Here is a 23,610-nt window from a genome sequence, read left to right on the forward strand (position 1 = left end):
ATTTTTAGTTCTAACCAAAGATCAAAATCGCGTATCACGGAAGTATCACAAAGTCCTCATGAAAGATTCAATTCTGCTCCCCCTCAAGCGATATACTGCGGCAGCTCAAATGAAAAGCTAGTCCCTTGCCCCATACGGCTAGTCAGACGAATGGAAGAATCATGAATTTCCAAGATTCGCTTGACAATAGCCAACCCCAACCCCGTACTATTGTTGTCCAAAGACACGCGCTTGTCCCCAATATGATAGCGGTCAAACACAAACGGAATCTGATCTTCAGGTATACCCTTGCCTGTATCTGTGACTTTGATCTCTATTTGCTCCTTTTTCTCGTTGATTTCCAATCGAATTTCTCCATTTGCTGGTGTAAACTTCACCGCATTGTCTATGAGATTTTGTAGTACTCGCTCGATCAATCCTATATCAGCATAGACCATGAAGGACTTGCCCTTGTGTACAGGGATAATCTGAAGTCCCTTCTCCTCCAAGATCAATGTATACTTCTGAGAAATATCATCGATGAGTTCATTGATGAAAAAAGCCTCTTTGACAGGTACTACTTGCTTGGCTTCCAACTTAGACAACTCAAACAGTTCCTCTACCAACTTTTTGAGTCGCTCTGTACCGTCGAGTGCTCTATCGAGATACTTTCGTTTTTCCTCGCCCGTCAACTGCTCGTCTTTGATGATGAGCGTCTCTATGAATCCATGTATCACAGCCAATGGAGTCCTCAAATCATGAGATACATTCCCCACCAACTCACGTCGTAGATTTTCCATGGATTTCATGTTCTCAATATTTCCCACGATGGTGTCCGCCATCTCATTGAAAGACTCCGCGAGTTCATTGATCTCACCTCCTTTGGTCACCTCGATACGTGCACTCATTTCACCTCCTTGAAAACGCCTCACCGTATCTATGACAATACTCAAGTTTCGAGTTATGAAGTAGATCGCTACTACTCCGATAATAAGTGCCGCCACGATTGTAATCAGACCATAGACCGACCCTAATCTGAGTACATAACTATCAAATAATTGAGCTCCTATACTGTCATACTCCTCGCTCGCCAAAATCACATAGACATACCCTAGGGCCTTGTCATTTTCTTCAATTTTCGCTGCTGAAAACACCTTGGTTCTCCCCTCCATTCTTGGATCATCTCCCAGAATCATCGCCTCACAGCTAGGGTTTAGAAATTCATAAATTGGATCCAGTCCCACACGATCCAGTACTACTTTTTTGTAAGGTGCCACATAGTTTAGTATGACACCAGTCGTATCCAGCAGATACACTTCGATAGCTGGGTTGATAGCCATCATATGGTGCATGATGTCATCGGTTGCCTTTTCGTTCAATTTCCCACCGAGGAAGGGCTTCAACTCCGAACCGATATGTTGCGCTATTTCCGCGTTGAGCTTCTGATTCTTTTCTTGAAAATGCTTGTCGGCAACTTCTATCGCAAAGTAAAAATAAAGCCCAGACACACTGAGCAACAACAATAAAAAGATACCCGACAGCTTCAGAAACAGCCCTTTTGATATTCTCGCTTTTTTCATAGTAAGTAATGTAGTGTTAACTGAGTTCATCATTGAATCGATAACCCACTCCCCAAGTCGTCAGGATATATTTTGGTTCGGTCATATCATCCTCTATTTTGGCACGAAGACGGTTGATATGAGAGTTGACCGTGTGCTCGTACCCGTTGAATTCATACCCCCAGACCAAAGAGAGCAATCGCTCTCGGCTGTAGCTCCTACCTGGGTGCTGAGCCAGTAGCAATAGCAAATCAAATTCTTTGGGTGTCAACTCTAGGCGAGACTCGTTTTTGAGCACCTTACGCTTCTCTGGATCTATGGTGATCCCCTCTCTCTCGATCATCTCATAATCAGCCTCTTGACTTGCAGAATTGAGCATTTCTACTCGACGAAAGATCGCCTTGACCCTCGCCGTAAACTCTCGGATACTAAAAGGCTTGGTCAAGTAATCATCCGCCCCTGTCTCCAATCCAAGTATCTTGTCTATCTCCTCGGACCGGGCGGTCAACATCAAAATCGGTGAAAAAATCTTGGCTGCTCGCAGCTCCCTGCAAATATCCAGCCCGTCTCGGCTAGGCAAGTTGATATCCAACACAATCAAATCATACGCTCCTTTCAGTGCCGTTTCCAACCCCAGCTCTCCATCATAGACCTGATCCACCTCAGCATGAAGATCTCTAAGATGAATGGTGAGAAGCTCTACGATGCTTTCGTCATCTTCTACAATCAGTACACGTTTATTCATTGGCATAATGCGACAGGTTCATACGCTCAAATAAAAGAGAAAAAGATCACGAAATGTTCACAAACCTACAGTGTGGTAGAATCCAGCACCGCAAACCCGATCCACAAGAATAACTGTGCCACCATAAACACCTCATGCAGTAGCTTGTTTCTGAAATCACCAAAAATGAACATCAAATAGACTCCTGCATATATCATCAGTGGGATTTGCTCCTGTATAGTATACCCTGAGAAGTAAATATTTTGAGCAATACTGATGAGAATCGTCATTACAAAAATCGAATAGATCCATTTCCAGTTTTCTTGAAAATACACCTCCATATCAGTCTCTTGACTCCTCGATCCAGTAGGAAACAGTAGCCTAGTCTCCACAAATAGCAAAATCGGAAAGCTCAACAAAGACAGCACGATAGGCAGGGTCCACTCCTCGATTTGTTTCGAATATTGATAGCTATACCACCAATCCTGTAGCGTTACCAAAAACACCACTGAGATCAACAAGGAATGTGCATAACTGAACTTAATCTTGTCATAGTGAGCCACCATATCCGCCACTCCATTGAGCAGTTGTGTCATCCCTAGTCCCAAAATCAGAGTGATCATTACTACTACATATTCGAAAGGTTCCATAAACTTCTTATTTTGTACAAGGACTAAAACAAAGAAACCTCTGAGATAATTCCCAGAGGTTTCCATTCTATTTCAAAACAAGATTTACTTGCCTGACTTGAACTCGTCAAATTCTGAAGCAGTTTCAACTCTAGGGAAGACGTTGTCTTCCACATTGGTATCGGCTGTTTCTTCGTTCGGATCGATCACGATATTGGTGACTTCCTTGTCTTTGATGAAGACCTTTTTTACCTCATTCTCGTTCATTCTCCAAATTTCTGCTGGGATATACTCCGTTTCTGTCGTGCCGTCTGCATACGTCCACTCCACAATCAATGGCGTCACCAAGCCGCCTTTGTTGGTAAATGTCAACTCGTAGAAATTCTTATTTTCATTGGCCAATTTGACCGCTGCATCATCGACTCTATTGAGAAACTCAAAGTAGCTCTTGTCTTCGGTGTTTTTAAACTCAAAGATCTCCGCTTCCTCTGCAAACTCAAACACTTTCTCATCCGAAGCACCCTCAGACACTTTCTTGTCCTTCTTTCCTTTCTTTGGCTTGTTCTCTACAGTAGCTTCTGGCACACCCATCTTGTACCAAGTGACCTTGTCCAAAGACACATCCACATGATCCGTAGAGTAGAACCACCCCTTCCAGAACCAGTCCAAATCAACCGCAGAAGCATCCTCCATCGAACGGAAGAAATCCGCTGGGCTCGGGTGCTTGAAAGCCCATCTTTCCGCATAGGTCTTGAATGCATAATCAAACAACTCTGGGCCCATAACTGTCTCCCTCAACACGCTAAGTGCTGCTGCTGGCTTTCCGTAAGCATTGTTGCCAAACTGGATGATCTGCTCAGAGTTGGTCATGATCGGACGAATGAACATCTTGTCGCCTTTCATGTAATCGACAATCAATTTTGCCTCACCTCTACGCAATGGCTTCTCTGGATAGTATGCCTTTTCTGTCAAAGATTGCACAAAAGTATTCAACCCTTCGTCCATCCATGTCCACTGTCTCTCGTCTGAATTGATGATCATCGGGAAGAAGTTGTGTCCCACCTCGTGGATGATTACCCCGATCATTCCCCACTTCTTATTGTCCGAGTACTCTCCGTTTTCGTCTGGTCTACCATAGTTGAAACAGATCATCGGGTATTCCATACCGATCGCTGCAGTATGCACAGAAATTGCAACAGGGTACGGGTATTCCACCGTGTGCTTCGAATACGTAATCAACGTATTGACTACCGCTTTCGTAGACTCCTTTTCCCAAAGTGGGTTACCTTCTTTCGGGTAGTAAGACATCGCCAGTGGCGTCTTGTCGCCAATCTTCACTGCCTGAGCATCCCAGATAAACTTCTTGGACGCTGCGAAAGCAAAATCTCTCACATTTTCAGCTTTGAAACTCCACGTTCTTGTTTCGCTCGTTTTGTTCTTTTCCTTCTCGATCGCTTCCTCTTGGGTCACGATGATGACTGGAGCATCAAATGACTTCTTGGCTTGCTGAAACCTCTTGAGCTCTGTAGCTGTCAAGACATCCTTGGCATTTTGCAAAGAACCAGTTGCTCCTACGATAAAGTCCGAAGGGACAGTCAAGTTCACTTCATAGTCGCCAAACTCCAAAGCAAACTCTCCTCTACCCAAAAACTGCTTGTTTTGCCATCCTTCTACATCATCGTACACGGCCAATCTTGGAAACCACTGTGCGATCGTATAGAGGTAGTTGTCATCTGCTGGGAAGTACTCGAAACCCGAGCGACCACCCATATTGAGTCTGTCCTGCACGATGTACGACCAATCGATCTTGAAAGTCACACTCTCGCCTGACGCCAAGGCCTCTGGCAAGTCTACTCTCATCATCGTCTTGTTGATAGTATAGCTGAGCGCTGCATCCTGAGCATCCTTCACCGCACTGATCTTGAAACCTCCATCGTAGTTATAATCATTCGTCAACTTCTGAAGAGACTTTCCATTCATTTCCTCCTTCATTTTCGTGGCTTCCACCAATGGAGTATCCGAATCCTTGGCTCTCATGTTTTGATCCAACTGCACCCAGAGATAACCGAGTTGATCTGGAGAGTTGTTGGTATAGGTGATCGTCTCACTTCCTACGATTTTATGGTCCTCGTCTGTCAATTGCACATCGATGACATAGTCCACTTTCTGTTGCCAATAATCAACCCCAGGTGCTCCAGAAGCTGTCCTGTATTGATTGGGTGTAGGCAGAGTAGTGCCTAACTGTTCGAATTTCTGCTCCCAAACACCTTGTGCCTGTGTCAACAAAGGCATCAATGCAAGAGCAAACATCATTATTCTCTTCATAAGTATTAGAATTTATTTAAGTAGAATCCTCGGTGCTACGCACCTAAAAATTGTTGTTTAGTTACCAAAATCTCGTCTCAATCATCAAAATCACAGCAATCCCTGCCACCGCAGACGAAATCGCCAATATCCAATCTCTTCTCGCGATATGAAAGAAAAAATGAAGCACAGCCGCAATCCCCATAAATATCGAAACGATCAAAATCTGACCTGCTTCCAAGCCAACATTGAATGCAAAAAGTTGCCCCAGAATCTCCGTCTCATTGCCCAATAGTGCTTTCAGATAGTTGGAAAAACCCAACCCGTGAATAAGCCCAAAAAACAACGCAAAGAAATAATTGGTGCGAGAGGCTTTGTGATGAAAATCCGTATTTCGCTTTCGAATATTACCTACGGCAGTGATAAAAATCGTCACCGGAATCAAAAACTCGACTACCGCAGAGTTCACAGAAATCCAATCCAGCGTCACCAGTGCCAAAGTCAACGAATGGCCAATCGTGAAAGCCGTCACAAGCACGAGTACTTTTTTCCACTCCGCAATCTGATAGATCGTACACAGCGCTATCACAAACAAAATATGATCATAGGCCGTGATATCCATGATATGCTCTCTTCCTAATTCAAAATACAACTGAAAATCCGTCATCTCTATCCTTTCACCGTTTGTATAAATTCACTCACGTCCCACAGAAGTTTCCTTACTTTTGCTACCACGTCAATTGTAAACATAGTTTTAAAATCAGAAATCATGACAATCTATTCCTTTGTGTTGCTAATAAATTATATGAGCGGTATGATGCTGCATGATTTCCATGTATCGGTCACCAAACTAGAACATGACACCAATTCTCAGTCCCTCGAAATCAGCCAACGTATCTTCATAGACGACCTAGAACAGGCGCTCACACGCTTTGATACAGCGCAATCTTACAATTTTGCCACGGTAGAGGATTTCACTACAGTCAACCCTCTCATAGAGCGATACATGATGGATCATTTTCAAATCTGGGTCAACGAAAAAGAAGTCGCTCTAGACTATCTCGGATCTAAAGTTGATGGAGATGTCCTGGTCTGCTTCATCGAGGTTCCCAAAGTCAAAAAGCTCAAATCGCTATCCGTAAAAAACACGGTACTATTTGAACTATTCTCAGACCAAATCAACCTCGTGCATGTCAAAACCCCTGACGGTAATAAAAGTCTAAAATTGGACACAAAATCCCCCAAAGATCAACTGATTTATTAAGTCAGAGTCGAAACCCTCCAAGGGTTTAGCCCCCCATAATATCAAGGCTATCGATCATGCTCTGCTTTATTAAAACCCTGCCCTTGGAGGGATTGCAACTATTCTGATCCTTGGCCTGTGGCACACACCTTTTTTGCCATTTCTCGGCTGCATGGGAAAATGACAATTAACTCATTTCCTTTCTCATCTATCAGAATAACCCGTATACAGCACCTCCTGCCATTGCTTAGACTCGTTTTTCAACAGCGTAAAGCCTGCTACTGTCATTTTGGTTTGGAAGTTGCGCTGCGAATAATCCTCCATCACCTGAGGAAAAAGTGTCTTTTTGAGATCCCTAAAAGCAATCGTCATATGCGGATGAAAGCCCATATCCTTGTAGGTTGCATTGAAGACATTGAGCTCGCGACGGATATGATCGCACAGGCTCTTTTGTAATTCCCTCAGCGCTTCGTTTTCGTCGACTTTGACGTAGACTACCCTAGGTGGAAAAAAATCAAACCCATCCAAACTCAACTCTATCGGATAGTGATCAAACGAAAAAGAACGCATCACCTCCAGCAGCTGATCCTCTCGGTCGTCTCGCCATTGAAACGGCATGTGCAACGTGATGTGGGGCGGAGACTTCAAAGCCGCCTTGGATCCATAGCGCTCGGCCGCTTCTAACTTGAACTCATGCACCTGCTCGCGCACGGGCTCATCCGGCACTATCGCCACAAAATACAGATTCTTTTTAGCCATCGGTCAGCGATACTTTTAAACCCTCACTACAATTTTGACAAATATCAATATTAGAACGAGACTGTAAAATGCTCTTTCGAAAATTTGTATACTTTTCGTTCGTCCAAATTTCCTTCATCGCCTGTTGTGACAAATCTCCCAGTTGATGTTTGGCGTCTTTGTCAAAACAGCAGGGCACGACCTTGCCGTCCCAAGTCACCACACAGCCTTGCCACATCTTCCAGCACTCATTGAGCAGTGGATTCTTCAACTCGAATTTCCCCAAGGCATTTTTGCGATATCGTGAGTACTTGGAGTTTTCGGGAATCAAATCTGACCCATTTTCATAGTCATAGATCTGAGCCGTCTTGAACTGTATTTCATTGACGCCAATATCCTTGGCGAGTTGTTTTGCTTCGTCGATTTGATGCTCATTGGGTCCTACGACCAAAAACTGAAAGATCAAATGAGGCGTCTTGCTTTTGAGCTCCCGCTTCCATTTGACCATGTTTCGCGCACCTGCCAGCACCTTGTCCAGCGAACCACCCACACGGTAGCTGTGGTACGTATCCTGTGTCGTCCCATCTACCGATATAATCAGTCGATCGAGCCCCGACCGCACCGTTGCTTCGGCCTGTTTGTCATCCAAATAATGCGCATTGGTACTCGTCGCAGTATAGATACGACGATCACTCGCGTAGCGCACCATATCCAAAAACTGCCGATGCAGGTAGGGTTCTCCTTGGAAATAAAAGGTCAGATAAATCAAATGTGCCTTCATCTCCTCAATCGAACGCTCAAACAACTGCTGCTCCAGCATCCCTGTCGGCCGTGTAAATGACCGCAAACCACTCGGGCACTCCGGACATCGCAAATTGCAAGAAGTCGTCGGCTCGATCGCAATACTCAGTGGCAAACCTGGAGCCACATAACCTCTACCTCCCTTGCTATGGCGATAGCTCTTCCATACCTGATAGGCATTGCGCAGTTTGTGGCCGTCCAGCTTCGAGAGCAGGTTGATATGATCGTATAGTTGTGTCACCTTTGGGAGAAAGCCTGCATTTTAGTCCATCTAAAATTTGATTCAAAAAAAGCGACAAGTTAATTTACCCTTTCAAGACACACAGACACATGCTGCCAATCAAAACATTTCTGACACTTACTTTCATCCTCCTTTCGCTCGCATCTACTCTCGCACAACCTGTGACACTCTCTGACGAAGCGGAGATCATCGTCATGACCATGAGCCCTGGACAGGAAGAATTGTATTCGGCCTTTGGGCACAGTGCCCTCCGTGTGCGAGATGACCTCAATGGCCTAGACATCGTATTCAACTACGGCATATTCGACTTTGACCAGCCCAATTTCTACCTCAACTTCACCAAAGGAAAACTACTCTACAAGCTCGGCACTGCACATTACTCGCGTTTTCTGCGCTACTACATGAGTATCAACCGTACCATCACCGAGCAAACACTCAATCTCAACCCTACAGAAAAACAGGAGATCTTCAACTTCCTAACGGAAAATGCCAAACCCGAAAATGCAGACTACTACTACAACTACTGCTACAACAACTGCGCGACCAAAATCAGAGATGTCATCGAGCAATCCCTAGACGGCCGCATCACCTTCAACTACAACTACTCCAACGACTCGCTGAGCTACAGAGGACTAATGGACAAATACCTCCATCAGCAACCTTGGGGAGACCTAGGAATTGACTTTTGTCTAGGGTCCGAAATCGACCAACTCGCAGACGGCCCAGCCTATATGTACATGCCCGAATACCTCGAAATCGCCCTAGATGGAGCCAAGCTATACACTGACAGTAGCACAGTACCACTAATCAAAAACAAAAAAATCATACATAAAGCGACGGATCAACCCAATATGGCCAGTCCCATCAGACCGTTTCATATTTTCATCTTGCTGTTCTTTTTAGTTGGTATCATCACACACCGCAGCATCAAATACCAGGTCAGCTACCGTTTTATTGACGGGATACTCTTTGGAGTGACTGGCTTCTTGGGCTTCACGCTACTCCTACTTTGGTTTGGCACAGACCACTTGTCACAGTACAACTACAACCTCATTTGGTGCAATCCGCTTAATCTACTTGCCTTCATTCTCCTGCTACGCAGAAAAAAACAGTCATGGCTCAGGTACTACTTCAACTTCTACGGGATTGCCTTGATCGCCCTCATCGCCTTCAACGCCATTCTACCCCAACAACTCCACGAAGCATTCGTTCCCTTGGTTTTGGGTCTCATGATACGCAGTTTCTACTTGGGCTATTGGCTCAAAGGAGAGAAAAAATAACCGCTAGCGCAAAAAAGATCAGCTCTCAGACCTACTACTTTATTGGACTGGGGACGACAAAAAACACCCTCCACCCTCAAAAAACGCATACCTTCGATCAAAAAAATCAATCTTGAAAGATTACTCAAAATTCACAACGTCCGCTAAACTACTAGAAGCAGAACACGGCTCAATTGGTGCAGACTCAAGGACCGAATAGTCCATCAGCCTGTCCACAAATGGCACAGTGCCATCGCCGAGCTTCGCGATGGTCTTGCGCTGCTCCGAAGTGAGTGCCAGTACATAGGGTGACAAAGTGGTTTGAATGGTAGTGCGGGCGTCCTTCACCGTCTGAATATCCGCTGCAAAATATGTAATGCTCAAATTCACCTTTACTCAATAACCATAGATCATATCGAACGCAAAGAAGACGGTGGACTGGGTAACTTTGGTAATGCTTAATTAGCTCACCCTATTGTAATAGTTCTGTCAAGAATTAAATATGCCTAATCGAGTAGACGGCCGTGAGCCATAAGCCCACGATGCGCCTCTTACACCACCCAGCGTACGTTACCAATAATTACTGAATACTAAATATAGGCCCTTAATTTTTAGTACATTTGGTGTAAAAACGCACCAAATGTAGAAATCATGGGACGACAAAGTATTTCATTTACTGAGCCAAACGACGAATGGATAAAGGCACAAGTTGAAAATCAGGAGTATTCAAGTAAAAGTGAACTTGTCAATGACTTAGTGAGACAAGCAAGAAATCAACAACGAGAGATTAACTATATACGGTTAAAGCTTGAAAAAGCAGAAAATTCAGGTTTCACTAATGATTCTAAAAGTGATATACTACGACAAGCAAAGTCGAAATAATGGCAGAATACCGAATTAGTGAAGTCGCCAAAGAAGACCTTATCCGAATACATCAATACGGAACTAAGCAATTTGGAGAAGTACAAGCTGACAAGTATTTCAACACTTTCTTTGAGAAATTTGAACTAATCGCAAATCAACCATATTCATTTGAATCAGCAGAATTCATCAAGGTTGGCTATAGAAAATGTGTATGTGGTATCGACACTATATTCTACCGAATCATGGACAATGTTGTTGAAATCATGACAATTATTGGCCGACAAGACCGAGTTGAAAACCTAAACAGATAGAAGGATTAAAATATTGGTAATCGAGTAGACGGCCGTGAGCCATAAGCCCCGCTCTTTCAAGTCTTAGAGTGAAGTGAGACTTGAAAGTCTCTACGTAAGACAAGTCTTCAGGCTTGTATCATCATGGCTCAATGTATTAGCTCACCCCTACAACCTCTATATCCAGTTCCTCTTCAGCAGGCATTGCACAGACTCATTTGAGTTCGTCATTTACACCTTATTTAACTCTTGGCATGAGGTTTCGTGTATTTGCTTTATGGTTACAGTAATAAAAAAAGGAACCTCGATACAAGAACATCCACACAAGTTGAACGAAGTTGTATCCAAAGAAAACAAAGGCATTTCTACTTCGAAACACAGCGGAATCTCTAAAGAAAATAGTCCCTATTCGCTTTCAGTCTAACTTAAGAGATGATTGGAAATAGGCTTTTTGTCGATACCAACATTCTAAGCTATCTGCTAAACGGCGACCTTGATATAACACAAATTCTAAATGGTAAGCAATTAGTAATATCAGAAATCACCGAATTAGAATTACTAGCAGTACCTAACCTATCCACAGTGGTCACGAAAGAAAAAACCACAACACGAACAAACCAGTAATCAATAGCGTCAAAAGCATGGCTTTGATTTTTCGCTTGACTTCTCTTTTGCGACGAGCGGCGAGTTTGACATGGAGCTCAGCCAAATACTCAGGCGTTGCTTCTTTGAATATCCTTGGTTTCCGAGAAATGATATAATCTGATATGTACGACTTATCAAAATTTTGATAAGACCCCTTATCCCTCAACAACGATCGATTATTTTTCGACGTTGTAATCATATCCTTTGTAAACCCGAAACCAGCCATTGATGTTGTCTATTGTCTCTTGAATATAGTCAATACTTATCAATGCCCCTCAATGTTTGAGAGGCATCTAACAATCACCCTCAATAACTCTCCTTTTCATTGGGGAAACTCTTGGCTTTGACGTCTTTGATATAGTTTTCGGTGGCTTCACGCATGGCTTTGCTGATGTCAGCATACTGGCGCAGAAACCTTGGCTGAAACTCCTGTGTGATCCCTAGCATGTCGTGCACGACCAGTACCTGCCCGTCTACATCAGGCCCAGCACCTATCCCTATGATCGGAATGGACACTGTCTCTGCTACTCGCTTGGCCAGTTTGCTCGGTATTTTCTCTAAAACGATCGCATAGCATCCACATTCTTCAAGTACCTTGGCATCTGAGATCAGCTTCTCAGCCTCCTCTTCCTCCTTGGCTCTCACACTATAGGTCCCGAACTTGTAAATCGACTGTGGTGTCAGTCCCAAGTGTCCCATCACAGGCACACCTGCTGTCAATACACGCTCAATACTCTCTCGTACCTCCGCTCCTCCTTCGAGCTTGACACTATGTGCACCAGATTCTTTCATGATACGAATCGCTGATTCGAGTGCCTGACGGGAGTTGCCCTGGTAACTACCGAATGGCAAATCCACCACCACAAAGGCCCTATTGATGGCCCTAACGACTCCCTGCGCATGATAGATCATCTGATCCAGCGTGATCGGCAGGGTAGTTTCGTTACCCGCCATGACATTAGACGCTGAGTCCCCGACGAGCAGTACATCGATCCCTGCTTGATCTAGGATCCGCGCCATCGAAAAATCATAGGCCGTAAGCATGGAGATTTTCTCTCCACGATTTTTCATTTCTTGCAATTGATGCGTCGTGACGCGCTTGATATCAGGGTTGTATACAGACATGGCCGTTGTTCAATGTTTAAAAGTCGTAAAGTTGAAAGTTTATTTGATACCGAACAAATAAAAGGTTAAAACCAGATTACACAATCCGGTCTCTTTGCCATCCTCACACGTTCAAATTACGTGTATCAAGCCTTCCATTTGATCCCACAGCCTATGCTCGGATGCTGTTCTCTATCGACAGGGAGATTTTTGACCAAACCATCCAACGCCATCCGAAGCTCCTCACCTGTTACGACTTGTCCATTGCCTGGTGTCGAAGAGTCCATTCTACCACGGTAGACACACTTGTCTTGTCCATCAAAGACGAAAAAGTCAGGTGTACAAGCGGCTTGATATGCCTTCGCGACCTCCTGAGACTCATCATAAAGGTAGGGGAAATCAAAATTATATTTCCGGGCATGCTCCGTCATCTTGCCTGGCGCATCTTCTGGATAATTGACCACATCATTGGCGCTGATTGCCACGAAGGACAGCCCTTGCTCGCCATATTCCTTGGCCATCCGAACGATTTCTTCCTGCACATGTATCACATAGGGGCAGTGATTGCAGATGAACATCACCACCGTTCCTTTGTCAGACTTGATAGCATCAAAAGAAAGCTCCTTTCCAGATACGGTATCGGGTAGGTTAAACTTGGGAGCGACAGTGCCTAGCGGCATCATATTGGATTCGGTTCTGGCCATGGTTTTGGGGTTAATAATTAGAACTCAAAATGGAGTAAAACAAAAATAGACATCAGATACTCGATTCTCTAATGTCTATTTTCTAATATGTTAAGACTGGCTTAGCAGTACTCGTCAAATACACTCACCAAGTGGTCAGCGATCATCTCAGCGCTACGTCCTTCGATGTGATGTCTCTCTACAAAGTGCACCAACTCACCGTCCTTGAACAGCGCGATCGATGGAGACGATGGAGGATAAGGCAACGTAAACTCTCTCGCCTTCTGCACCGCGTCAGCATCTACTCCTGCAAATACAGTTGTCAAATGTGAGGGTTTTTTAGCACCATTGGCGACAGCCATTTTCACACCGGGTCTAGCAGCACCTGCTGCACAGCCACATACCGAGTTGACTACCAAAAGGGTCGTACCACTATGGTCTGTCAAGTGCTCAGTCACAGCATCTGCTGTTTTCAATTCTTCAAATCCCGCAGAGGTCAAATCTGCTCTCATTGGGGCTACTAATTCTTCTGGATACATTTCTTTATTATTTAATTTCCCTATCAAACGATCACTGACTAAATCCTATCTGCAATCGCCTGACTAATTCCTTATTACATAAACCCGAGTTCCAACTTGGCTGCCTCGGACATCATATCAGTCTCGTATGGAGGATCAAAAGTCACTTCCACATTGACCTCCCCTACTCCTTCGATTTCTTGAATTCTCTGCTTCATTTCGTCCGGAATCGCTTCCGCAGACGGGCAAGCCGGAGAAGTCAGCGTCATCAACACATAGACACTATTGACCGGATGGATACTGATCTCATAGATCAATCCCAACTCGTAGACATCCACAGGAATCTCTGGATCGTATACTTTTTTGATGGCCTCTACGACCTTTTCTTTCAAATCTTCCATCTTAAGCTCCTATTTTAGATTTCAATGCCAATGCATAAATCTGCATCTGCTTAATCATGGCACCAAAGCCATTTGACCTTTGTGTACCGATAAACCTGTTCATCCCGATTCGCTCTTGAAAAAACAGATCTGCACTCAATATATCGTCAGGCGTCTGCCCAGACAATATCTCCGTCAGCATACTCACCAGTCCTTTGGTGATGGCCGTATTGCTGTCCGCTTGATAGATTACTTTGTCCCCCTCTAGATGAGCATAGAGCCACACCTTTGACTGACAGCCCTTGACGATATTTTCGTCCGTCCTGTGCTCCTCTGGAAACTCCGGCAACTTCGCTCCCAACTCCATGATATAACCAATGGTCATTTCCATGTCGCCATCCAGCATCCCAAAATTCTCAATGATTGACTCTTGTACGGAATTGATTGTTGCCATATTATTTTTTGAACATTTTAATGGAAGACTTCAGCGCCTCCACAAAATATTTGATTTCTTCTTTGGTATTATAAACAGAAAAAGACGCCCTGACAGTTCCCTCGATGTTGAATATCTCCATGAGCGGCTGTGCACAGTGGTGCCCCGTCCGAACAGCGATTCCTTTAGCGTCCAGTATCTGACCGAGATCAAATGGATGCACTCCATCGATCAAAAACGACACCACGCTTGCCTTTTGATCCGCCGTACCGATAGGCCGAAAGCCTTCTACATCCGCCAGCAGCTCGTTGGCATACTCCAGCAACTCGTGCTCGTACGCCGAGATGTTCTCCAACCCGATCTCATTGACATAGTCCAGTGCCGCTTTGAATGCAATCACCTCACCTATGTTGGGCGTCCCTGCCTCAAATTTGTACGGGATGTCGTTATAGGTTGTCCCTGAGAAACTCACATCTTTGATCATTTCCCCTCCCCCTTGGTAAGGCGGCATAGCCTCTAGCAGGGCGCGCTTACCGTACAAGGCACCTACACCTGTAGGGCCGTACACTTTGTGTGCTGAGAAGGCCAAAAAGTCACAACCCATCGCTTGCACATCTACTCTAGCATGAGGAGTCGCTTGCGCCGCATCGATCAGCACTTTGGCTCCCACTGCATGCGCCTTGTCGATGATCTCCTGCACGGGGTTGATCGTACCGAGTGCATTGGAGATATAGTTGACTGAGACGAGTTTCGTCCTTTCGGACAAAAGCTTGTTATACTCTGCCAAGATCAATTCGCCTTTCTCATTGACGGGAATGACCTTGAGTACACATTTCTTCTCTTCACAGAGAATCTGCCACGGCACGATGTTGGAGTGATGCTCCAGCGCCGAGATGATGATTTCATCTCCCTCACCAATGAACTTTCGTCCAAAAGTCGCCGCGACCAAGTTGATTCCCTCCGTCGTGCCTTTGGTGAAGATAATCTCCTCTGCCTCCGCAGCATTCAGAAACTTCGCCACCGTCTTTCGCGTGTTTTCAAAAGCCGTCGTAGACCGCTCCGCCAAAGTATGAATCCCTCGGTGGATGTTGGCATTATCGGTATTGTAGTAGTGGGTCAACGCATCGATCACACACTGAGGCTTCTGCGAGGTAGCCGCATTGTCAAAATACACCAATGGTTTCCCGTTAACCTCCTGATGGAGGATCGGGAAATCCTTTCTTATTTTTTCAATATTCAATTGTGTCTCGACCATTGTATTGTTTAGTCCACTTGTAATCTTTCCATCACTTTGTCCGCGATCTCCATCTTCAACCATCCTAGGCCGATATGTTCGATCACTTCCCCGGCATTGGCCAGCAAAATCATCGATTTTGCCTTGTCTTTGTCTATGCCTCTGGCTCGTAGATAAAAAATCGCTTCCTCATCTAGCTGCCCTGTCGTACATCCGTGCGAACACTTCACATCGTCTGCCCAAATCTCCAACTGAGGTTTGGTATGGATGGTTGCGTTATCTGACAACAAAATATTGCCATTGGACTGGAATGCATTCGTTTTCTGTGCCGCTTGTCGCACAAATATCTTTCCGTTGAAGACTCCTTTCGCCTGATCCGCAATGATCCCTTTGTACAGCTCGTTGCTGTTGCAGTTGGGTTGGATATGATCCACGAGCGTGTGATTGTCGATGTGTGTCTTGCCTTTGGCTAGATACAGTCCGTACATATTGCTTTCGCATCCCTGACCATCGACACGGATGTTCAGGTTGTTTCGAACCACCTCTCCATCGAACGTGAACACAAACGAAGAAAAGACACTGTCCTTCTCTTGGTACACGTTGGTATTCCCTACGTACACCGCATTCTCGGACTCTTCCTGTACTTTATACAGCTTCACATTTGCGTTCGCCTTGACCAAATAGTTTTTGGTCTCATTGACGAAAGTCTTGGCATTTCCTTCCGAGAAATGGAAGTGAACAAAGTCTGCTTGGCTACTTTCGTTGGCCAAATAAATATTTTTCACAAAGCCATAGTTGACCCCATTGTCTACCGAGATGTAGTAGCACAACACAGGCTGAGCCACTTTCTTATTCTTTGGCACCTCGATCACCACACCGCTATTGACATAAACGTTGTTTTGTGCCTGAAACGGATCACTATTCTCTGCGATCAATTCATGTGCATCTGCACGATCTGCTAGAGAATCAATTCTCAGCTCCTCTGCAGTAGAGACAATCTCCGACTGCTCGGCATTGTACACGCCATTGATGAAAAACAGGATATTCGCACCTGCATGTCGCTTCTTGATATCAGCGATCTTGTCCATCGGCAAATCCCCCTGTGCAATAGGTGTTGCGAAATCAAACTTCCCAGAAATCGCCTTGGTCAGACGAGTAAACTTGTACTCCTCCGCCTTAGGGCCAGGAAACCCATTTTCTTTCAGATATGCTAGGCCTTGCGTCCTGTTGTCTTTCAGGTGAGCGATCGCATTTCCGTTCAAATTAGAAACATACTGCTCCGCCTGATCGATCAGTTCTTGACCAAATATTTTCTTTGTACTCATGCGCTTCTTATGCTTCTGCTCCTTCTAAATCCTTGATAATCCAATCGTATCCTCTCTCCTCGAGTTCCAATGCCAAATCCTTGGTACCAGACTTCACGATACGACCTTTGTACAGTACGTGTACAAAATCAGGCACGATGTAATCAAGCAATCTTTGGTAATGCGTCACCACGATGGTCGCATTGTCTTTGTTTTTGAGTGCATTGACGCCATTTGCGACGATTCTCAATGCATCGATATCTAGTCCAGAATCCGTCTCGTCTAGGAGTGCCAACTTAGGCTCTAGCATCGCCATCTGGAAGATTTCGTTTCTTTTCTTTTCCCCTCCAGAGAAACCTTCGTTGAGCGAACGGCTCAATAGCGACTGATCGATCTCTACAAGCGCCATTTTCTCCTTCATACGCTTCAAGAATCCCACAGCATCCAAAGGCTCTTGTCCTTTGTGCTCTCTAATTTGATTCAGTGCTGTTTTCATGAAGTTGGTAGTGGTCACACCTGGTATTTCTACAGGATACTGAAACGCCAAGAAGATACCTTCTCTCGCACGCTCTTCGGCTGCCAAGTCTAACAAATCTTGACCGAGATACTCTACAGACCCGCCGGTCACTTCGTAATCCTCTCTACCCGCCAAGACATTGGCCAAAGTACTCTTGCCCGAACCATTCGGCCCCATGATCGCATGTACTTCACCAGGCTTCACTTCTAAGTTGATCCCTTTGAGGATTTCCTTCTCCTCTACTCTAGCTTGTAAATTTGTTATTTTTAACATGATCTATGTTCAAAATTTATTATTCAAAGTTCAAGATCAACTTGAGTGATACTTAGTTCCTTTGAATTCTGAATTCTTTAAATACTTAATAATGGAAGAAACTCCCTAACCTGTCGTCCTCAGTTGAAAGCAGCACTTCATAGGAATTGAGAATGAACCCACTTCCTGAAAACGACACTGAATAACTACCTGCGCTTAGCAAGCCCTCAAAAGGCTGAATTCCCACCCTTCTTCAAGCTTGAATAAGAACTACGAAATCAACCAACCGATCCTTCGAGCGTCAACGCAAGTAATTTCTGCGCTTCTACTGCGAACTCCATCGGGAGCTTGTTCAAGACTTCTTTGGCGTACCCATTGACGATGAGTGCTACTGCATTTTCTTCGTCAATCCCTCGCTGCGTACAGTAGAATATCTGGTCCTCTCCGATCTTCGAAGTAGTCGCCTCGTGCTCCACTTGTGCAGTTGAGTTCTCTATATCGATGTAGGGAAACGTATGCGCTCCACACTGATCACCGATCAATAGTGAGTCACACTGTGAGAAGTTACGTGATTTCTCAGCACGCTTCATCACTTGCACTTGCCCTCTGTATGAGTTTTGCGAATGTCCCGCAGAGATCCCTTTGGACACGATTCTTGACTTGGTGTTTTTACCAATATGAATCATCTTGGTCCCCGTATCCGCTTGCTGATGATTATTAGTCACTGCTACCGAATAGAACTCACCAATAGAATAATCGCCTTTCAAAATACATGAAGGGTACTTCCAAGTCACAGCAGATCCCGTCTCGACTTGTGTCCATGAAATCTTCGCATGATCACCCGCACAGATACCGCGCTTGGTCACGAAGTTGTATATACCTCCCTTGCCGTTCTTGTCGCCTGGATACCAGTTCTGAACAGTCGAATATTTAACCTCCGCATCTTTCTCAGCGATGATTTCTACCACTGCAGCGTGCAGTTGGTTTTCGTCACGCTGTGGAGCTGTACATCCTTCGAGGTAGCTCACATATGATCCTTCGTCCGCTACGATGAGCGTTCTCTCGAACTGCCCCGTATTGGCCGCATTGATTCTGAAATAAGTAGACAACTCCATCGGACATCTGACGCCTTTTGGAATGTAACAGAACGAACCGTCTGAAAACACAGCCGAATTGAGGGCAGAGAAGTAGTTGTCCGAAACCGGCACTACAGACCCGAGATGCTTTCTCACCAACTCGGGATGTTCTTTGACCGCTTCGCTAAACGAGCAGAATATGATTCCGCGCTCACCAAGGGTCTCTTTGAAAGTCGTCGCAACAGACACCGAGTCAATTACCGCATCTACAGCCACTCCCGTCAATCGCTTTTGCTCGTTCAAAGAGATGCCTAGCTTCTCGAAAGTCTCGATCAACTCAGGGTCGACCTCATCGAGGCTACCGACAGCTTTCTTCTGCTTAGGTGCTGAATAGTATTTGATCGCTTGGTAGTCGATTTTAGGATACTTCACGTTGGACCAATCTGGCTCCTCCATGTTTTTCCATCGCTCATACGCACTCAATCGCCACTCTAGCATCCACTCTGGCTCTTCCTTTTTTGCTGAAATAAAACGAACTATCTCCTCACTCAATCCCTCTGGTGCCTCATCAGCTTCCAGATCCACGGACCAACCATGTTCGTATTCTTTGGAGGTAAATTCCTCTAATATTTGATCGTCATTGCTCATTCGCTATGAATTATTTAGACTCACCTTAAATAAGTGCAAAATTACTACCTTTCTGACAGGATGTTGGTTCTGAGCCTATAATTTTTTTCTACAATCTCATAAAGGGAATTGATATAGTGCCTGAACTACGTACATTTGGTTCTCCAATTTGAGATTTACCCATGGATAAAAACCTGTATCGCTCCACCCTACTCTTCTTTATCGTCTGTGTCTCGCTGATGTTTCACTCAGCACCAGTCTTTTCTCAAAAAAGCATCAACGAACTACGCATGACAAGCGCCGTACTCATCGTCAAGGATCTCAAAGTATCGGCAGGTTGGTACCGCAAGTTTCTCCAATTTAGCATCGAAGAGTATCGCCCCAACCAGCACGTAAAAATGCGTAACGACGAGTTTCAGCTCACCCTACGCCAAGGGAACGGCACATTGCTCCAATCACAAATCCGATTCAAAGAGGGTAAAAAACACATCAATGGCATTGAAAAAATTGGTTTTAAGACCAACAGATTTGACAGCCTCCACCTCTACTTGGAGCGATACGAGCAGCCCTTTGCGCAAGACATCTTTGCCGATCAAAATCTCGACATACTATCTTTTGTAGCAGAAGACCCAGACGGGAACAAAATTCGTTTTTTCGATGCTCCAAACAATTCTCAGCTCTATGAAATCGACCCCTGCTACTTCACGATCCAATCCTCCGACTACATCAATACACTCAAATGGTACACAACACAGATGGGATTTGAGGAGATTGAGATCGTAGACGACACCAACCTCCACTTTCAAAACTATCTCACCAAAGACGGCATCATTCTCGAACTCATCCACCTCCCCTACGAATCAGTAGAAACGACCGAATTCATGCCTCTTGAGCGAGACCTCGCCCAAATCGAGCAAGTCACCTTCAAAATAGGCACAGCCAAAACCAAAGCTTTCGTCATGGACAACAATGGCAATAAGGTTGTCTATTTGAAATGAAGTAGTGAGTATTTAAAAAGAATAAATTAAATACTTGTTTCGTAGAAGTTCTCTTCTTTACATTTGCAGCAGTTCTATTTTTAATGGATGACTTATCAAGAAAGGTGGAGGGATTTGGCCCTACGAAACCTTAGCAACCCCCGCGTGACGGAAGGGTGCTAATTCCAATTCCGAGCAATCGGAAGAGATAAGCGAGAGGCACGAGATACAATTTCAAAAATATATCATCCCTTCTAGCTTGTCTGGAAGGGATTTTTTTATGCCCTTCTTCAGACAAAAACCCTTGATAGTCTTCTAGAAAGATGATGTATTAAACGAAAACTATTAGACGTATGAAACTAGGAATATTCGGATTTGGAGTCGTTGGACAGGGGTTGTATCACGTATTGCAGCAATCCAACTCTATACAAGCAGAGATTGTCAAGTTTTGCATCAAAAATATCACAAAGCCGAGGAGTCTAGACGCTAGCTTATTTACTGATGACAAAGCAGAGCTACTCGACAACCCAGAGATAGACGTGATCGTGGAGTTGATAGATGATGCAGAAGCCGCCTTCGAAATCGTCACAAAAGCCATGAACAACGGCAAGCACGTCGTCTCAGCCAACAAGAAGATGATCGCAGAACACCTCGAAGAACTCCTCGCGCTACAGAAACAAAACAAGGTATCCTTCCTCTACGAAGGGTCTTGCTGCGCAAGTATCCCGATCATTCGCAACCTAGAAGAATACTATGATAACGATCTACTGACCTCCATCGAGGGAATATTCAACGGGTCGACCAACTTCATTCTCACCAAGATGATCAACGAAAGCACACCCTATGACAATGCCCTCAAAGAGGCGCAAGACCTAGGATTTGCTGAATCTGACCCTACCCTAGATGTAGAAGGAATCGATGCAAAATACAAGCTCTGCATCCTACTCTACCATGCCTTTGGCTTGATTACAGACCCGCACACTTTATTTACTTTGGGAATCACGAAGATCAACACCTTCGACATTGAGTTTGCCCAGAAAAACAACTACGAAATCAAACTCATTGCGAAAGCGAAAAAAATCGGCACCCTAATAGACGCAACGGTGCTTCCTACTTTTGTAGATAAAGCTTCCATTTTGGCTCAGACCAAAAACGAATACAATGCTGTAATCTTAGAAAGTGCATTTTCAGAAAGTCAATTCTTGTATGGAAAAGGAGCTGGAGATAAACCCACTGGATCAGCCGTACTATCAGACATCTCCGCTTTGGGCTATGGCTACCGCTACGAGTACAAGAAATCAGCCAAAACCAAGGAAAAAATCGAATTGCATGAAGATTTCCAAATGAAGATCTATGTAAGGTTTGCAGACCAACAACCCAAAACATCTGACTTCACCGAGATACTAGAGAAATACTCGAGTCAAAATGGCAATTACTGGATTGGCTACATCTCTCGTCAAAAGATGAAAGAAGCGGAATGGCTGGAAATCCCAGAAATTAACGTGATCGCACTGGGGTAAGCCTAGTAACAGGCTTCCATGGTCAACACCTGCTCCTCTACTGGAGCAGGCTCCTGAGTGCAAAGCCAATAGCCTAGCACAACCATGATTAGAACGAGTATACTTTTCATTTTCTTTGGGTTCGTTGTGTCTAAAACGCACCCACCCTTGAGAATGGGCGCGCATAGGATTCTACTTTTAAACTACTATTTGAAGATCATCTAGAGGATCGTCTCACGACGATGGATATTTTCGGAGACGATTTGTCCATCAAACAAATGAATCACGCGCTGAGCATAGGCCGCATCTACTGGCGAATGTGTCACCATGATCACTGTGGTTCCCTTTTCGTTGAGTTCACTGAGCAACGACATAACTTCTTCCCCGTTGGCCGAGTCTAAATTACCTGTCGGTTCATCCGCTAGGATCAGTTTCGGCTTGGCAACCACTGCTCGTGATATCGCTACACGCTGCTGTTGTCCACCAGATAGTTGCTGAGGAAAGTGATTGCGGCGATGCATGATCTTCATCTGCACCATGACTTCCTCCACTCTCTTGCGACGTTCAGCAGCACTGTATTTGAGATAAATCAACGGCAACTCGATATTTTCATAAACCGTCAATTCGTCGATAAGGTTGAAACTCTGAAACACGAAACCGATATTTTCCTTTCGGATCTCTGCCCTTTTGCGTTCGCCAAACACAGACACCTCCTGCCCTAGAAAAAAAAACTCACCGTGGGAAGGGTTGTCTAGCAATCCCAAGAGGTTGAGCATCGTAGTTTTGCCACAGCCTGACGGCCCCATGATCGCCACAAACTCCCCCGTATTTACTTGAAGGTTGACTCCTGCAAGAGCGGTTGTTTCGATCTCATCGGTACTGTACACCTTCTTCAGCCCCTTTGTATTGATTAATTCATTCATCCTATTGCTTTTTAGTTGGTGCTTTGAATCTTTACCTAAACACCAAGCGATCTTTATCCGAATATTTGGCGTAGGAGGACACTACGATCTCTTCTCCAGCTTCTAATCCCTCCAATACTTCGATATACCTTGCTCCTCTACACCCCAGTTTGATTTCTCTACGCACCGCTTCGTCTCCCGTCACCACAAATACCCACTGTCCTCCATGACTATTTCCAAAATTGCCACGAGGCACCATCAACCTATCCGGCCGAGACACCGGAGCAAGACGTTGTTCTGCCCTCATGACCCTTACGATTCGTACTTTGTCTTTCTGAACCCTGAGTTTGACTTCCCTTTCGGTAAAGACAAAATGATACAGCCCAACACCGCCCACAATCAACCCCAACATGAGGAAAATTATTTCTTTTTTGAATTGTTTCTTTCTGGGCAATGCACGATCCATAGAGGCAATATCTGTTGTTGGCAATACTATCCCAAGAAGGATGCCACACATATAAATCATTGACAATCTGTATATTAACAAAAAACAAGAAAAGATAAAGCTACAAAAATTGTACGGGAGCGAACCAAACATGTACGAAATCGGTCAGTAGACACAAGCACCATAATCCCAACTCGACTTCACTCGATCAATCTATTGATCTATCCAATGAACTAAAACCAGAGGACTAATACCTACCAATAGCCAACCGCTCCAATCACCACATCCAAGCGCTAGATGGCCAGATCGCAGACAAAAAAATAGGGTTCAAGACTTAACTTGAACCCCAAGGTCAAAAACTCAAAATAAAAAGGACTAATCAA

26 protein-coding genes and 1 riboswitch are annotated in these 23,610 nt (G+C 44.7%); of the genes, 6 read left to right on the plus strand and 20 right to left on the minus strand.

Features of this window, described 5'->3' with window-relative positions; translation table 11 throughout:
- Nucleotides 1–83: 83 nt before the first annotated feature.
- The 5 genes from BFP72_RS13635 to BFP72_RS13655 form a co-directional block, all read right to left on the minus strand.
- Nucleotides 84–1,559, minus strand: a complete 1,476-nt coding sequence (locus tag BFP72_RS13635) for a cell wall metabolism sensor histidine kinase WalK (protein ID WP_099599661.1) — start codon at nt 1,557–1,559, stop codon at nt 84–86.
- A 16-nt stretch (nt 1,560–1,575) separates the two neighbouring features.
- Nucleotides 1,576–2,289 (minus strand): response regulator transcription factor, encoded by a 714-nt coding sequence (locus BFP72_RS13640; RefSeq protein ID WP_099599662.1) that lies wholly within the window; start codon nt 2,287–2,289, stop codon nt 1,576–1,578.
- Between the two features lie 59 nt (nt 2,290–2,348).
- Nucleotides 2,349–2,912, minus strand: a complete 564-nt coding sequence (locus tag BFP72_RS13645; protein ID WP_143520077.1) for a hypothetical protein — start codon at nt 2,910–2,912, stop codon at nt 2,349–2,351.
- A gap of 84 nt (nt 2,913–2,996) precedes the next feature.
- Entirely contained in the window at nt 2,997–5,216 is a 2,220-nt protein-coding gene (locus BFP72_RS13650; RefSeq protein ID WP_099599664.1) for a M1 family metallopeptidase, read from the minus strand.
- Nucleotides 5,217–5,277: 61 nt separating this feature from the next.
- A complete protein-coding gene (locus tag BFP72_RS13655; protein WP_099599665.1) occupies nt 5,278–5,862 on the minus strand; it encodes a HupE/UreJ family protein in 585 nt (194 codons plus the stop codon).
- A 102-nt stretch (nt 5,863–5,964) separates the two neighbouring features.
- Between BFP72_RS13655 and BFP72_RS13660 the strand changes: the two genes are divergently transcribed.
- Entirely contained in the window at nt 5,965–6,459 is a 495-nt protein-coding gene (locus BFP72_RS13660; RefSeq protein ID WP_099599666.1) for a DUF6702 family protein, read from the plus strand.
- A gap of 183 nt (nt 6,460–6,642) precedes the next feature.
- Here BFP72_RS13660 and BFP72_RS13665 read toward each other — a convergent pair whose 3' ends face one another.
- Nucleotides 6,643–7,197, minus strand: a complete 555-nt coding sequence (locus BFP72_RS13665) for a 2'-5' RNA ligase family protein (protein ID WP_099599667.1) — start codon at nt 7,195–7,197, stop codon at nt 6,643–6,645.
- On the minus strand, nt 7,190–8,218 hold the full coding sequence (locus BFP72_RS13670; protein ID WP_099599668.1) for a radical SAM/SPASM domain-containing protein: 1,029 nt from the start codon (nt 8,216–8,218) through the stop codon (nt 7,190–7,192). Before BFP72_RS13670 ends, BFP72_RS13665 begins: the two co-directional genes overlap by 8 nt.
- Nucleotides 8,219–8,307: 89 nt before the next feature.
- Here BFP72_RS13670 and BFP72_RS13675 point away from each other — a divergent pair, with 89 nt between their 5' ends.
- Nucleotides 8,308–9,498: a DUF4105 domain-containing protein gene (locus BFP72_RS13675; RefSeq protein WP_099599669.1), complete on the plus strand. Its 1,191-nt coding sequence runs from the start codon at nt 8,308–8,310 to the stop codon at nt 9,496–9,498.
- A 120-nt stretch (nt 9,499–9,618) separates the two neighbouring features.
- Here BFP72_RS13675 and BFP72_RS13680 read toward each other — a convergent pair whose 3' ends face one another.
- Entirely contained in the window at nt 9,619–9,825 is a 207-nt protein-coding gene (locus BFP72_RS13680; protein WP_143520078.1) for a hypothetical protein, read from the minus strand.
- A 303-nt stretch (nt 9,826–10,128) separates the two neighbouring features.
- Here BFP72_RS13680 and BFP72_RS13685 point away from each other — a divergent pair, with 303 nt between their 5' ends.
- Both BFP72_RS13685 and BFP72_RS13690 read left to right on the plus strand, forming a co-directional pair.
- Complete coding sequence (locus tag BFP72_RS13685; protein WP_099599671.1) at nt 10,129–10,359, plus strand: type II toxin-antitoxin system ParD family antitoxin; 231 nt, start codon at nt 10,129–10,131, stop codon at nt 10,357–10,359.
- Nucleotides 10,359–10,652, plus strand: a complete 294-nt coding sequence (locus tag BFP72_RS13690) for a type II toxin-antitoxin system RelE/ParE family toxin (protein ID WP_099599672.1) — start codon at nt 10,359–10,361, stop codon at nt 10,650–10,652. The genes BFP72_RS13685 and BFP72_RS13690 overlap by 1 nt, the downstream gene beginning before the upstream one ends.
- A gap of 565 nt (nt 10,653–11,217) precedes the next feature.
- On the opposite strand, the gene BFP72_RS13695 is transcribed toward BFP72_RS13690, so the two are convergent.
- The 10 genes from BFP72_RS13695 to sufB form a co-directional block, all read right to left on the minus strand.
- A complete protein-coding gene (locus tag BFP72_RS13695) occupies nt 11,218–11,445 on the minus strand; it encodes a hypothetical protein (RefSeq protein ID WP_143520079.1) in 228 nt (75 codons plus the stop codon).
- A 137-nt stretch (nt 11,446–11,582) separates the two neighbouring features.
- Nucleotides 11,583–12,401, minus strand: a complete 819-nt coding sequence (gene panB, locus BFP72_RS13700) for a 3-methyl-2-oxobutanoate hydroxymethyltransferase (RefSeq protein ID WP_099599674.1) — start codon at nt 12,399–12,401, stop codon at nt 11,583–11,585.
- A gap of 125 nt (nt 12,402–12,526) precedes the next feature.
- Complete coding sequence (locus tag BFP72_RS13705; protein WP_099599675.1) at nt 12,527–13,084, minus strand: thioredoxin family protein; 558 nt, start codon at nt 13,082–13,084, stop codon at nt 12,527–12,529.
- A gap of 101 nt (nt 13,085–13,185) precedes the next feature.
- Complete coding sequence (locus BFP72_RS13710) at nt 13,186–13,602, minus strand: BrxA/BrxB family bacilliredoxin (RefSeq protein ID WP_073122469.1); 417 nt, start codon at nt 13,600–13,602, stop codon at nt 13,186–13,188.
- 74 nt (nt 13,603–13,676) lie between these two features.
- Nucleotides 13,677–13,982 (minus strand): iron-sulfur cluster assembly protein, encoded by a 306-nt coding sequence (locus BFP72_RS13715; RefSeq protein WP_073122471.1) that lies wholly within the window; start codon nt 13,980–13,982, stop codon nt 13,677–13,679.
- 1 nt (nt 13,983) lies between these two features.
- Entirely contained in the window at nt 13,984–14,415 is a 432-nt protein-coding gene (locus tag BFP72_RS13720; protein WP_073122473.1) for a SufE family protein, read from the minus strand.
- A 1-nt stretch (nt 14,416) separates the two neighbouring features.
- The gene (locus tag BFP72_RS13725) at nt 14,417–15,649 is read right to left on the minus strand and encodes a cysteine desulfurase (protein WP_099599676.1); all 1,233 of its coding nucleotides are present in this window, start codon (nt 15,647–15,649) and stop codon (nt 14,417–14,419) included.
- An 8-nt stretch (nt 15,650–15,657) separates the two neighbouring features.
- The gene (sufD, locus tag BFP72_RS13730) at nt 15,658–16,953 is read right to left on the minus strand and encodes a Fe-S cluster assembly protein SufD (RefSeq protein WP_099599677.1); all 1,296 of its coding nucleotides are present in this window, start codon (nt 16,951–16,953) and stop codon (nt 15,658–15,660) included.
- Between the two features lie 7 nt (nt 16,954–16,960).
- A complete protein-coding gene (gene sufC / locus BFP72_RS13735) occupies nt 16,961–17,722 on the minus strand; it encodes a Fe-S cluster assembly ATPase SufC (protein ID WP_073122476.1) in 762 nt (253 codons plus the stop codon).
- A 257-nt stretch (nt 17,723–17,979) separates the two neighbouring features.
- Entirely contained in the window at nt 17,980–19,425 is a 1,446-nt protein-coding gene (sufB, locus tag BFP72_RS13740; RefSeq protein ID WP_099599678.1) for a Fe-S cluster assembly protein SufB, read from the minus strand.
- 161 nt (nt 19,426–19,586) lie between these two features.
- Here sufB and BFP72_RS13745 point away from each other — a divergent pair, with 161 nt between their 5' ends.
- Entirely contained in the window at nt 19,587–20,402 is an 816-nt protein-coding gene (locus BFP72_RS13745; protein ID WP_099599679.1) for a VOC family protein, read from the plus strand.
- Between the two features lie 89 nt (nt 20,403–20,491).
- Nucleotides 20,492–20,596: riboswitch (SAM riboswitch) on the plus strand.
- Between the two features lie 138 nt (nt 20,597–20,734).
- Nucleotides 20,735–21,901 carry a homoserine dehydrogenase gene (locus BFP72_RS13750; protein ID WP_099599680.1) on the plus strand — a complete coding sequence of 389 codons (1,167 nt, stop codon included), beginning with the start codon at nt 20,735–20,737 and terminating at the stop codon, nt 21,899–21,901.
- Between the two features lie 200 nt (nt 21,902–22,101).
- Here the strand turns inward: BFP72_RS13750 and BFP72_RS13755 are convergent, their stop codons facing one another.
- Nucleotides 22,102–22,803 carry an ABC transporter ATP-binding protein gene (locus BFP72_RS13755; RefSeq protein ID WP_099599681.1) on the minus strand — a complete coding sequence of 234 codons (702 nt, stop codon included), beginning with the start codon at nt 22,801–22,803 and terminating at the stop codon, nt 22,102–22,104.
- Nucleotides 22,804–22,834: 31 nt separating this feature from the next.
- The gene (locus BFP72_RS13760) at nt 22,835–23,308 is read right to left on the minus strand and encodes an efflux RND transporter periplasmic adaptor subunit (RefSeq protein WP_143520080.1); all 474 of its coding nucleotides are present in this window, start codon (nt 23,306–23,308) and stop codon (nt 22,835–22,837) included.
- Nucleotides 23,309–23,610 lie beyond the last annotated feature (302 nt).

Origin of the sequence: Reichenbachiella sp. 5M10 (assembly GCF_002742335.1) — a bacterium.
Lineage (GTDB): Bacteria > Bacteroidota > Bacteroidia > Cytophagales > Cyclobacteriaceae > Reichenbachiella.

What these genes read in the sequence shown, in the direction of transcription:
- BFP72_RS13635 (WP_099599661.1), bottom strand. Translation starts at nt 1,559, where the DNA reads ATGAAAAAAGCGAGAATATCAAAAGGGCTGTTTCTGAAGCTGTCGGGT.
- BFP72_RS13640 (WP_099599662.1), bottom strand. Translation starts at nt 2,289, where the DNA reads ATGCCAATGAATAAACGTGTACTGATTGTAGAAGATGACGAAAGCATC.
- BFP72_RS13645 (WP_143520077.1), bottom strand. Translation starts at nt 2,912, where the DNA reads ATGGAACCTTTCGAATATGTAGTAGTAATGATCACTCTGATTTTGGGA.
- BFP72_RS13650 (WP_099599664.1), bottom strand. Translation starts at nt 5,216, where the DNA reads ATGAAGAGAATAATGATGTTTGCTCTTGCATTGATGCCTTTGTTGACA.
- BFP72_RS13655 (WP_099599665.1), bottom strand. Translation starts at nt 5,862, where the DNA reads ATGACGGATTTTCAGTTGTATTTTGAATTAGGAAGAGAGCATATCATG.
- BFP72_RS13660 (WP_099599666.1), top strand. Translation starts at nt 5,965, where the DNA reads ATGACAATCTATTCCTTTGTGTTGCTAATAAATTATATGAGCGGTATG.
- BFP72_RS13665 (WP_099599667.1), bottom strand. Translation starts at nt 7,197, where the DNA reads ATGGCTAAAAAGAATCTGTATTTTGTGGCGATAGTGCCGGATGAGCCC.
- BFP72_RS13675 (WP_099599669.1), top strand. Translation starts at nt 8,308, where the DNA reads ATGCTGCCAATCAAAACATTTCTGACACTTACTTTCATCCTCCTTTCG.
- BFP72_RS13685 (WP_099599671.1), top strand. Translation starts at nt 10,129, where the DNA reads ATGGGACGACAAAGTATTTCATTTACTGAGCCAAACGACGAATGGATA.
- BFP72_RS13690 (WP_099599672.1), top strand. Translation starts at nt 10,359, where the DNA reads ATGGCAGAATACCGAATTAGTGAAGTCGCCAAAGAAGACCTTATCCGA.
- panB (WP_099599674.1), bottom strand. Translation starts at nt 12,401, where the DNA reads ATGTCTGTATACAACCCTGATATCAAGCGCGTCACGACGCATCAATTG.
- BFP72_RS13705 (WP_099599675.1), bottom strand. Translation starts at nt 13,084, where the DNA reads ATGGCCAGAACCGAATCCAATATGATGCCGCTAGGCACTGTCGCTCCC.
- BFP72_RS13710 (WP_073122469.1), bottom strand. Translation starts at nt 13,602, where the DNA reads ATGTATCCAGAAGAATTAGTAGCCCCAATGAGAGCAGATTTGACCTCT.
- BFP72_RS13715 (WP_073122471.1), bottom strand. Translation starts at nt 13,982, where the DNA reads ATGGAAGATTTGAAAGAAAAGGTCGTAGAGGCCATCAAAAAAGTATAC.
- BFP72_RS13720 (WP_073122473.1), bottom strand. Translation starts at nt 14,415, where the DNA reads ATGGCAACAATCAATTCCGTACAAGAGTCAATCATTGAGAATTTTGGG.
- BFP72_RS13725 (WP_099599676.1), bottom strand. Translation starts at nt 15,649, where the DNA reads ATGGTCGAGACACAATTGAATATTGAAAAAATAAGAAAGGATTTCCCG.
- sufD (WP_099599677.1), bottom strand. Translation starts at nt 16,953, where the DNA reads ATGAGTACAAAGAAAATATTTGGTCAAGAACTGATCGATCAGGCGGAG.
- sufC (WP_073122476.1), bottom strand. Translation starts at nt 17,722, where the DNA reads ATGTTAAAAATAACAAATTTACAAGCTAGAGTAGAGGAGAAGGAAATC.
- sufB (WP_099599678.1), bottom strand. Translation starts at nt 19,425, where the DNA reads ATGAGCAATGACGATCAAATATTAGAGGAATTTACCTCCAAAGAATAC.
- BFP72_RS13745 (WP_099599679.1), top strand. Translation starts at nt 19,587, where the DNA reads ATGGATAAAAACCTGTATCGCTCCACCCTACTCTTCTTTATCGTCTGT.
- BFP72_RS13750 (WP_099599680.1), top strand. Translation starts at nt 20,735, where the DNA reads ATGAAACTAGGAATATTCGGATTTGGAGTCGTTGGACAGGGGTTGTAT.
- BFP72_RS13755 (WP_099599681.1), bottom strand. Translation starts at nt 22,803, where the DNA reads ATGAATGAATTAATCAATACAAAGGGGCTGAAGAAGGTGTACAGTACC.
- BFP72_RS13760 (WP_143520080.1), bottom strand. Translation starts at nt 23,308, where the DNA reads ATGATTTATATGTGTGGCATCCTTCTTGGGATAGTATTGCCAACAACA.